Source organism: Cellulomonas sp. P2_B4 (genome assembly GCF_056404795.1).
Genome location: NZ_JBFUDI010000111.1, coordinates 1 through 526, shown reverse-complemented (window position 1 = coordinate 526; position 526 = coordinate 1). Strand labels below are relative to the sequence as shown.

Below are 526 nucleotides of genomic sequence, written 5' to 3'. Positions count from 1 at the left end.
GTGGCGGTGGCGATGCGGACGATCTCCTCGAACCGCGCCGGCTCGCCCGACAACAGGATGCGCGGGCCCTCGCCCTCGGGCTTGCGGTAACGGTCGAACCGGTATTGTCCGAGCACCCAGCCGAGCATCGCGGCGCCGGCATCGCGCGAGGGGCGGTAGCTTCCCTCGGGCAGCGTTTCAGCCAGCCTGGCGAGGTCCCAGGCGCCGAGCGCGGCGTGCTTCACCACCAGGACGACCGACCAGTCATCGGCCTCGCCGGGCAGGATCGCGCTGGCGCCCGCTTTGGCGCCGCCCTTGCCGCTGAGCTTCTGCGCCGCGACCGCCGCGCGGATACGGGGCGGCTGAGCCTTGATCCACGCCTCGAAGCCGTCGGCCTCGACGATTTCGATCGCCTGCGCGGGCTGGCCGCGATCGGGCTGGAGCAGTTTCGTGGGCATCAGCGTTGCACCGGGGTGATGAGGAATTGTTCGATCTTGCCGCTCTGGTCGGCATAGCTGCTGATGGTCAGCGCGCGATTGGCATAGGT

General features: G+C 69.8%; 1 protein-coding gene. It reads right to left on the bottom strand.

Features of this window, described 5'->3' with window-relative positions:
* Positions 1 to 437 (bottom strand): hypothetical protein (locus tag AC1DZC_RS20370; protein WP_477044554.1); only part of this gene is annotated, 437 nt, incomplete at its 3' end.
* Between the last annotated feature and the right edge of the window lie 89 nt (positions 438 to 526).